Origin of the sequence: Sphingobium sp. (genome assembly GCF_035511395.1) — a bacterium.
In the GTDB taxonomy this organism is placed as follows: domain Bacteria; phylum Pseudomonadota; class Alphaproteobacteria; order Sphingomonadales; family Sphingomonadaceae; genus Sphingobium.
Genome location: NZ_DATKFP010000449.1, coordinates 1 through 8,822 on the forward strand (window position 1 = coordinate 1; position 8,822 = coordinate 8,822).

Genomic DNA, 8,822 nt, shown 5'->3' on the forward strand with positions numbered 1-8,822 from the left:
GTAGCCGAGGGCGGCCACTAATGCGTGTCCCCCCACAAAGACCCGGAGCGACTCGCTAACTTAGTTGGTGTCGGAACGCTCACTATTGGGATGGTCGGAACCGCGAGGCTGGGTCGCGTCCTTTATCTCTCTATTGAGTTCCTCCAAGCGAGCACGCATCGCGGCTCGATCTCCGGCGACGAAAGTCCCGACGCCAGGCGTACCAGACAACACGCTGATGATCTGGTCACGCTCGTCCTCCAAACTTCGCAGTCTTGCGTCGAGATCCGACGCTGCCGCTGCATCGACCTGACGACGTCGAGCCTCCTCGTCGGCCAGTAGACTCTCCTCGACCTTCTCGAGGTTCGCCTTGATTTCCGGAAACCGCTGCGCGGCAAATCGAAGGAATTGGCTGAATTCGTAGATGTGGAAATCCTGGCCCGCCTCGGCCCGAAACTCCTCGATCAGTTCCGGCCGCGGCCCCATCTTGCGGCCGCGATGGATCCACCACCAGTCTTCCTTCGCGTCATCGGAAATGAAGATCGCCGGACGCTTATCGGCTTTCGCCTTCGTGATCATCTCCTTCCAGATGATCAGATCGCCGAACTTGTCGAACTCGCCAGCGTCCTTCTTGATGTCCTTGTAGCCCGGCGGGATCTTCTTGGCGTAGCGATCCTCGCCCTCCTTCTTTAAGGCCGCGAGCTGATCGGGGCGCCATTTGTCGCCAATCCGATTCCCCAGAAGCTTGGTCAGCCTCTCCACCACCCCGTCGATCTCGGACGACGGGTGCGCTGCCCGGGCCGTCTCCATGCGACCCCTGAAGTCCGCCAGGAACATGTCGAGTGCTGACAGCTCCTTCGGCACGTCGATGGTCGGATGGGCACGAACCTGCCGGAGGCGATCGCGGGCCTTCTCCACGATCGCCTCCTGATCCTTGATCAACGCGTCATAGGCGTCGAGGGCGCCGAACTCCACATCCAGCTTATTGCGCTGGAACTCCAACCCGACCTGATAAGGAATCCACAGCGCGTCGCCGAGAACCTCGAATATTCGCAGCAGCTCGTCGCGCACCACAGTCGTATGACGCAAGCAGTGCAGCAGGACGTTCGCGTCGGGGACGAAGATCGCGCTGTCCCAGAGCTTCGCTATCTCCTCGGGCCTCTTGGGATACCATCCTGGGAATCTGTCACGCATCGGCATCAGTCCAGCCATGCGAGCTTTGCGATGCCCAGACGAGCGGCGGCGTCCCTGACGAGATTCCGGGTTCCCTCGTCCGGAGTCTTCCCGGTCTCAAGCAGAACCGCGCCGAACGGGCTCGCCTCGTGACGCGACTTGCCACGCTCGAATACCGCCATCAGAATGAGCTTCCAATCACGGCTCTTGCCCCAACAGATCACCCGACCGTCCTCCAGTCGGCACCCATGTGGCTTGATGAAGGTTTCGGCGACCGCCGTCGGAGCCGCCATGTCCAGCGCGCGCCACATCTCGGGCTCGCTCGCGAGCAGACGCGCCCGCTCATAGGGCTTGATCAGCGAATCCTTGATGTAGACCCGCACCTTGCGCGGATCCATGAAGTGCGCGAGCTGGCCACCGACCGAGGGATCCTTCGTCCACTTCTCGTAGTATCGCGAGCGCTCCGAATCGTTGAGCGTCGCCCATCCCAAATCATCGGCCGCGCCCCAGAGCTTGTCGCGAAGGCCGTCGCGTATCTCCTCAGGCATCCTCATTGGACCGTCCCCCGATTATGCGGCTTCGGGAAATCGAACGCCGGCAGCTCCAACGTCGGATCGCCCTCGCGCATGAACAGATCGGCCTGGTCTCGCATCCAGTCCAACATGAAGCTGCCCGCGCCCTCGTCCCGGAATTGCACCATGCCCGGGAGACGCAGACGCTCCAGGTCGCCGCGCGCGGCCTTCTCGAGCTCAACGACCTCCGCGATACGGCGCAAGTCGCTGACAAAGTCGAGGACAACCACCTTGGTCTTGTTCGGGCTGATGCGAAGCCCACGCCCGAGCTGCTGCACGAAGATTCGCCGACTGTGCGTCACGCGCATGAACACGATCATGTCAACATCGGGTACATCGACGCCCTCGTTGAACAGATCGCGCGTGGTGACAATATCGAGGCTTCCCTTCCGAAAGGCCGCCATTGCCCGGTCGCGCTCCCGAGGCGTCATCTCACCTGTGATCGGCTCGGCGCGGAATCCAAACAGACGCAACGTCGCCGCGAAGCCATTGGCATGCTGGACAGAGGAGCAAAAAACTATCGCGGATCGCCGCTGCTCCTTGTCGAAAGTGTCGCGTATCGTCCGAGCCGCCTCCTCATCGCGCGTTGGAAGCAGCAGCAGCTGGTTCAGCTGGCTCAGCGAGTAGCGGTTTCGCGAGTGCGCGCGAACCAACGCCCAGTCGATATTGTCAGCCAAGAGGCGGTAATCCGCCTCGCACAGGAAGCCTCGCTTGAGTCCCTCGGCTATGCCAATCCTCACGACCGGCGGACCGAGCAGCTCGTCAATATCATAGCCATCGCCGCGCCAAGGGGTGGCGGTGACGCCACCGATCATCGCGTCCGCGAGATGATCGGTGACCCGACGGAACGTCTCCGAGCCGACATGGTGCGCCTCATCGATGAGTACCAGGCCGAAGTCGGGAAGCTCGTCGAGCCGCGACACAGCGCTTTGAATGGTGGCGAAGGTGATGCCATCCCAATGGCTCGGGCTCTCGCCTCCCATCAGCCGGTGTGTCGCGATCCATTTCGGAAGCTGATCCCAAAAGGACCTTTGCAGCTGATCAACAAGCTCGCGCGTGCCGGCCAGAACAAGCGCCTGGCCGCCAGGGATGGCGCTGTCGCGAAACAGCTCGGCCACGCTTTCCGCCAGCACAACGGTCTTTCCAAGCCCGGTCGCGAGGACGACCTGACCTCGTCCGGTCTCTCGGAGCGATGCCACAAACCGTTCAACGGCATCGTCCTGATAGTCGCGCAGCGCTCGGCGATGAACGGAATATTCCGGGCTCTTCCGCGCGAGCTCAAGAAGCATCGCCGGCTCGAGCACCCCGATGTCGATGCCGAGCGCCTTCCAGCGCCTGATCGCCTCATGAGTCGCTGGACCCGCCCTCCTGCTGGAGGCCACGTAGATGCGATCAGCCTTATAGAAACGCGCGGCCTCGCCCACCTCGTCCACGGCGCTCGCCGAGGGATAACCGCCCGTGGTGAATTTGCACTGGATGACCCAAAGCTCGCCATTCTTGACGCCAAGCACGTCCGCCCCGTGGTCGCCCGTTCCAGCGACAAGCCGCACGTCCTCAAACCCGTTGCAGACGAGCAGCCGCGCGACATCGCGCTCAAAGGCCTGCCAAGGCCCTTTCAGCAATCGCTCCGCGTCGAGGAAGGGCTCACGCATCAGTCGGACACGTCGGACTTGAGTAACCGCACCGAGCACGTCGCCCGAATGATCGCGTCGCGGCTCGCGCGATCAATGTCGGCGGACGACTGGTTCGCGAGCCAGACGGCGTCGCTCAGATAGGCGTCATAGCGCGCCCGCACAGAGCGACGGGCCTGGTCGGTCACCGCCGGGCTTCCAAAATCCAAGCCGGCATAGGCATCGTTCCAAAATTTCCCGTCCAGAAACAGCTCGGGGCGCCGATTGAATAGCGACCGCAAGGATTCTGGATCCGCATAGTCCCAGAAGCGCCCATCGGAGATGAGGACCTTATGATCAGGAACGCCACGATTGGCCATGCGACGGGCCACTGACTCCTTCTCGCTTTCCTCAAGCTCGTTGAACATCACCTCGCCCTGGCCGGCGTCGATCAGCGAAGGTATCGCCCGCGCCATGTCGCCAAGCACAGACGAAGCCAGGGTGATGATTTCCTGCGGATCGAGCCGGGTGTCGACGCAATATTGCTTGCGGAAATCCGCCAACACGCCCGCGACCGACGGGTCTTGCGCCTGGCCCTTGAGGAACTCGACCGTGCGATGGGTTAGCTCGGTGAGCAGGCCGTCGAGTGGAGTCATCGTCGTCGACCGAAAGACGTCGTGACTCACATCGACAAGGAAGCCATAGGTCCGCGTCGCGACGTCATCAAGCCTCAAAATCCAGGGAAGTCCGGTCGGAAGATCCGGATCATTGCCCGCGACCCCATAGGCCTGAATCTCATATTCCACCCGGAAGGTCGGATGGATGTATTTGCGCGACAACTCGTGGATCGGCCGTCTCGTGGGCGGCGGCGGTGGCTCCGGCGCCGGTTGCGGCTCGGGCGTCGGCACCACGGGCTCGTCCGGCCCCGGCGCGGCGGGCTCGTCCACGAAGCCCGGCGGAAGGGGGGCGTCGCCAGGGTCGCCAGGCTTGTCCCCAAGGACCTCCTTGTCCTGCTCAAGGATGAGCTGCCACCACCGGTCGTCGGTCAGATAGTCGGGATCGTCCTCGTCGAAAAGCGCGGCCATCTGTTGCGCGCGATCATTGTCCTTGACGACGAGGACTCGCGACCATAGGCCATTCTTGCCCTGCGGGCTTGAGCGTCGAAACGCCTGATACAGCCGGTACAGCGGGCTATCGTTGCCCTCATATCCGCGCTGCTTCGCGACAATCGGCCGAAGCGGACCCTCGCCGCGGGCGACGCGGACCATCTCGCTCCAGGCGGGATCGTCCCGCTCGAAACGGTCCTTCGTGTAACTCACGCGACAATGGTCGATGTGGATCTCGCCGACGAAACGGCCGCGACCGCGCTGGTCGTCGGTGGGATATTCGACTTCGGCGGTGTCCCCATCGCTCCATTCGAACAGGTCCTTGTTCGCGATCTCAATCTTCCGACCGTTGCGAATGAAATCGAGACCGAACTCGGTGTTGTGCAAGTAGCGTTGGAGACCGATCCAGCCATGGATCCGGCGCTCCGCCTCTACGACGTTGCAGCTCGCGCTCCCGGTCGGACAGCTTTCCTCGGCGACCGCGAGTGTCCGCATGCAATGGGTGCAATAGCGCCGCGGCGCGAGCTTGACGTCGATATGCTCGACCGCCCTCGCGACCGTGCCGTCTGGAAACGAGACCGTCCGCTCCTCACTCCAGACGCAATGTCGCCGCGGCGACAGCCGGGCGCTGCCGACCATCAACCGGATCTTTCCGGCTTCTGATTGGCCGAGCAGCGCCGAATAGGCGCGCGCCAGATGTTTGCGCATCGTCTTCTGATTATTGCCCCGCGCGAGGTACGCGCGCTGATCGGGCTTGAGCCGGCTGATCACGATCGTGGTGCCATGGGCGTTGTGATCAGGCTTCGCGCGGGTCTGGCGCGGGACCTTGAAGCTCCGGGTGGTCCTGAGCTCGTCCAGGTCGATACGGACCCCGACCTCCTCCGGGTCGCCCGCGCGGCTCGTCCAGACCTCCGTCACAAGGCCGAGGCGTGCTGTCGCGATGTTGAATCCCATGCCGAACAAGCCAAGGTTGGACAGCGGGTCATTGCCCGACCAGCCCGCGCGCACCGCGTTCTCCAGCGACTCGAAGGACATCCCGGGCCCATTGTCCTTGACGGTGACACGGGCGTTCTCATTGTCGGCCATTGGCAGCGCCACGCCGATCTCCGGCGCATCAATTGGGGCGCCGGATCGTGCCGCGTGGACAAAGCCATCGATCGAGTTGTCGATAAGCTCTGCGAGGCAACGCCATTGTGGGAGATTGATCTCGCCAAGCATCTGCAGGACGCGCGGATCCGGCGTGAGGTCGAATTCCTGACTCATTTCGAGGCCTTCCCCTCCCTTTTTTTCGACGCCCTCACTATGGGCATTTGCCTTAGCCGCGTCGCCAGCGCCTCCAAGTCCTGTTTTCCGGTCTGACATTCCCAGACTTCGACAACGGACCAGCCTCGCGCCTCAAGTTCCTCACGCACTTTCACATCACGCAGCCGATTGCCCTCTAGTTTCGGCCGCCAGAAATCCAGCTTCGATTTTGGCATCCTGGCCAACTTGCAAGACGGATCAGGATGCTGGTGCCAAAAACATCCGTGCACAAACACAGTGACCCGGCGCGATCGAAAGACGAGATCCGGTTTTCCGGGCAAGTCCTTGGCGTAAAGACGGTATCTCAGACCGGCGGCGTGCACGGCCCGGCGGACGCGCATCTCCGGTTTCGTGTCACGCCCTCGTATGCGAGACATCTGCGCACTTCTGGCCGCATCCGTCTCATTCGTCGTCGACACCGCCAGCCTCATCCGGCTCAGGACCAGCGACGTCCTCGCCCACCGGCGGAACCTCGGGAACTACTGACACGGCATCGTCCTGACGAAAGCCGGCCAACATCTCCTCCAGTAGCGCGGCATGATCCTGTCGTGCCGGCACCCGCTCCAGCGTCGCGGCGATCCGCTTGGCGATCTCATCCGGCGTCAGCGAGTCCGCCAGCCGCTCATCCAATGCCCAGAGTCGCCCAGGATGCACGACGTCCCATGGAGAGCGCTTATTGGCTCGCGTGGTCGCCGCGTCGCCATGCTTGCTCATTCCCCAGCAGGCTTTGGTCTCCGAGTTCCAGATCGGCCAGAAGGTCCGAATGAGATGTTTTTCCGCGACCAGCTGGGCATTCGTCGCGCATACCAGTCGGCGGCAAACGAAGTCCGCGAGCTTTATGGCGGATAGATGGGACGGAAGCTTGTCAGCGTAGCCTTCCGCCGTTCCGATCGTGCCGGCGTGCTCCAACAAGCGCGCCGTAAGTTTCGCGCCCTGCTCGCGCGTGGTGCTGGCGTCATCGTTCGCCGGATCAGCCTTACCGACGTAGATCGGCGTCTCGGATCCTGCGATGCCGCCGTACAGCGGATGATCGCCACGGTAATAGATTGCGTAGACGCCCGAACCATAAGCTGATCGAACATCGGTCAACGCCACGAGAGGCTGAGCAAGGAGCGCGATCGAGACCATCCGGCCGATCGCTTTTGGATCGGCGGGATCGAAGGTCGCGCGGGGCATCCGAATCGGATCGGTGGACGAACGCGCCGCTTCCACAGCGGCGGCGTGTGCCGCCAAACCCTCACGAATCCGACGCACAACCGCCTGAGGAGGATTGCTACCGGCCGCCGAGAGCACGGCCGCAAGCGCTTCCTCGAGTGCCTTAATCGCGGCTCGGTCTGGTGCGAGCGCCATCCACTAAACCCCCTCGGTAGCCGAAACGAGGTCTAACGGCCGCGACTCGCCCTCCGGCTGAAATAAAAGACAAATCTACGCCGCGCGACGTGTGGAAGCTAGGCCGCCGAGGGCCTTTCCTCCTTCGACCTGGGCGGCCAACCAACGGCCAGCCGCGGCTCCGAGGGGAGCCGGAACCGCGTTTCCAAGCTGTCGCATGCTCTCCGTCCATGACCGCGGAAACTCGTAGTCATCCGGTAAGCCGACCAGTCGCGCGGCTTCTCGGGTGGTGAAGTAGCGAACCGACCCGTCGTCACGCACCATCATATTCTCGCCGCCGGGAACACCATGATCACCGGCCTTCAGAGCCTTGGCGGGAAGGTCCAGGGGACTTCCAGTGTGACCAGGGTAAATTCGCGCGCCGATCTGCATGACATGGTTGCGCTTGCCGTTCGGTTCGCCGAGGCCCTTCAACGCATCCCGGACCGTGACCCATGGGGCCCCAGCCGGCTCAATGTCCGCCCGCTTCAATCGTTCAATGCGCGCGTGGTCCTGCTGAAGAATGGGGGTACGGCGCCTCTTTAGGCCATGGCGTGCCCAATATTCCCCGGTGACGTACTGCTCCCAGAGAAGCCGATCACGCGAATGAGTCGGCGGCATCGGCGACGGAACAACATCGAGATCGCCTCTGATCCCGAAGATCAGAACGCGGTGCCTGATTTGAGCCGCGCCAAAATCGGCGGCGTTCACAAGCTGCCAAACGACCTTGTAATCCTTACGACTCCTGGACGTCGCCAGCCGCGCGCGGTGCTCGGTATGCGACTCTTCCGGTTTGCGGATCATTCCTGGCCGCTCGAGATGCGAGACGATCCACTCAAGATAAGGGCGGAAGCGAGGACCAGCCAGATTCCTCACATTCTCAAACAAGATCAGCCGCGGTTTTGCCTCTCGCACCGCCCGAATGGCCTCGGGCCACATATCACGATGGTCGTCCTGGCCATGCTTTTTCCCGCCAATTCCAAATGGCTGACAGGGAGGTCCGCCAGAAACGAGATCAAGGGAAGTCAACTTCTTCCAGTCGATCTCTCGGACATCCTGAAGACCCATCGGCCAATCGCGGACGTGTTCGATGCCCTTTGCCTTGTTGTGCAAAACCGTCGCGACCGCGTCTTGGTCGAACTCCGCCATGTGCTGGTGTCGAAACCCCGCACGGGACATTCCAAGCGCCAGTCCCCCACAGCCAGCGAAGAGTTCAGCGCTTTGCATCTTCGCCTCCATTTAGATCCAGCGGCAATAACGGCCCGCCCGCAGCCTCTTCCAAAAATCTCTCGACCGCTCGCCGGACCAGCCAGGCGACTTTCACGCCTTGCGCCTTCGCAAGACGATCAAGCTCCGCCTTCTGCTTACGCGTGAGCGTCGTGGTCACCCGCTCCGCATCCCGACCGTCCTTACCCAACCCGGCCTCCGCAGCAATCCGCGGATGTTGAGCGGCAGGGCAACGTTCGCGGCCGACTCGTAGGTCGGCACGATGCGCACCTCGATCGGCAGCATCAGCGACATGAAGATCAGCCAGAAGGCCGTCATACGGAAGGGGAAGCGGAAATAGGTGACGGCGAAGGCCGCGATCACCGAGACCGCCAGCTTTCCGACGGTGATGCCAGCCGCGATGATGAAGGAGTTGAGCAGGAGCCGGCCGAAATTCGCGTTGCTCAGCACCGTCTGCATATTGGCGAGGAACTGGTCGCCGGGCA

At 62.5% G+C, this 8,822-nt stretch carries 8 protein-coding genes and 1 pseudogene; all 9 read right to left on the reverse strand.

All coding sequences use genetic code 11. The annotated features are described in order from the left end of the window. Positions 1-60: 60 nt before the first annotated feature. Positions 61-1,191: a PIN-like domain-containing protein gene (locus VMR39_RS30095; RefSeq protein WP_325422177.1), complete on the reverse strand. Its 1,131-nt coding sequence runs from the start codon at positions 1,189-1,191 to the stop codon at positions 61-63. Then, positions 1,179-1,706, reverse strand: a complete 528-nt coding sequence (locus VMR39_RS30100; protein WP_325422179.1) for a hypothetical protein — start codon at positions 1,704-1,706, stop codon at positions 1,179-1,181. The genes VMR39_RS30095 and VMR39_RS30100 overlap by 13 nt, the downstream gene beginning before the upstream one ends. Continuing rightward, positions 1,703-3,376: a DEAD/DEAH box helicase family protein gene (locus tag VMR39_RS30105; protein ID WP_325422181.1), complete on the reverse strand. Its 1,674-nt coding sequence runs from the start codon at positions 3,374-3,376 to the stop codon at positions 1,703-1,705. Before VMR39_RS30105 ends, VMR39_RS30100 begins: the two co-directional genes overlap by 4 nt. Then, the gene (locus tag VMR39_RS30110) at positions 3,376-5,703 is read right to left on the reverse strand and encodes an ATP-binding protein (protein WP_325422183.1); all 2,328 of its coding nucleotides are present in this window, start codon (positions 5,701-5,703) and stop codon (positions 3,376-3,378) included. The genes VMR39_RS30105 and VMR39_RS30110 overlap by 1 nt, the downstream gene beginning before the upstream one ends. Continuing rightward, on the reverse strand, positions 5,700-6,173 hold the full coding sequence (locus tag VMR39_RS30115; protein WP_325422185.1) for a very short patch repair endonuclease: 474 nt from the start codon (positions 6,171-6,173) through the stop codon (positions 5,700-5,702). Before VMR39_RS30115 ends, VMR39_RS30110 begins: the two co-directional genes overlap by 4 nt. Further along, positions 6,145-7,092 (reverse strand): Eco29kI family restriction endonuclease, encoded by a 948-nt coding sequence (locus tag VMR39_RS30120; protein ID WP_325422187.1) that lies wholly within the window; start codon positions 7,090-7,092, stop codon positions 6,145-6,147. The genes VMR39_RS30115 and VMR39_RS30120 overlap by 29 nt, the downstream gene beginning before the upstream one ends. Positions 7,093-7,167: 75 nt before the next feature. Beyond that, positions 7,168-8,337 carry a DNA cytosine methyltransferase gene (locus VMR39_RS30125; protein WP_325422189.1) on the reverse strand — a complete coding sequence of 390 codons (1,170 nt, stop codon included), beginning with the start codon at positions 8,335-8,337 and terminating at the stop codon, positions 7,168-7,170. Beyond that, positions 8,324-8,497: a ribbon-helix-helix domain-containing protein gene (locus VMR39_RS30130; RefSeq protein WP_325422191.1), complete on the reverse strand. Its 174-nt coding sequence runs from the start codon at positions 8,495-8,497 to the stop codon at positions 8,324-8,326. The genes VMR39_RS30125 and VMR39_RS30130 overlap by 14 nt, the downstream gene beginning before the upstream one ends. Continuing rightward, a pseudogene (locus VMR39_RS30135) lies at positions 8,494-8,822 on the reverse strand (hypothetical protein); the annotation flags it as partial. The pseudogene VMR39_RS30135 and the gene VMR39_RS30130, both read right to left, overlap by 4 nt.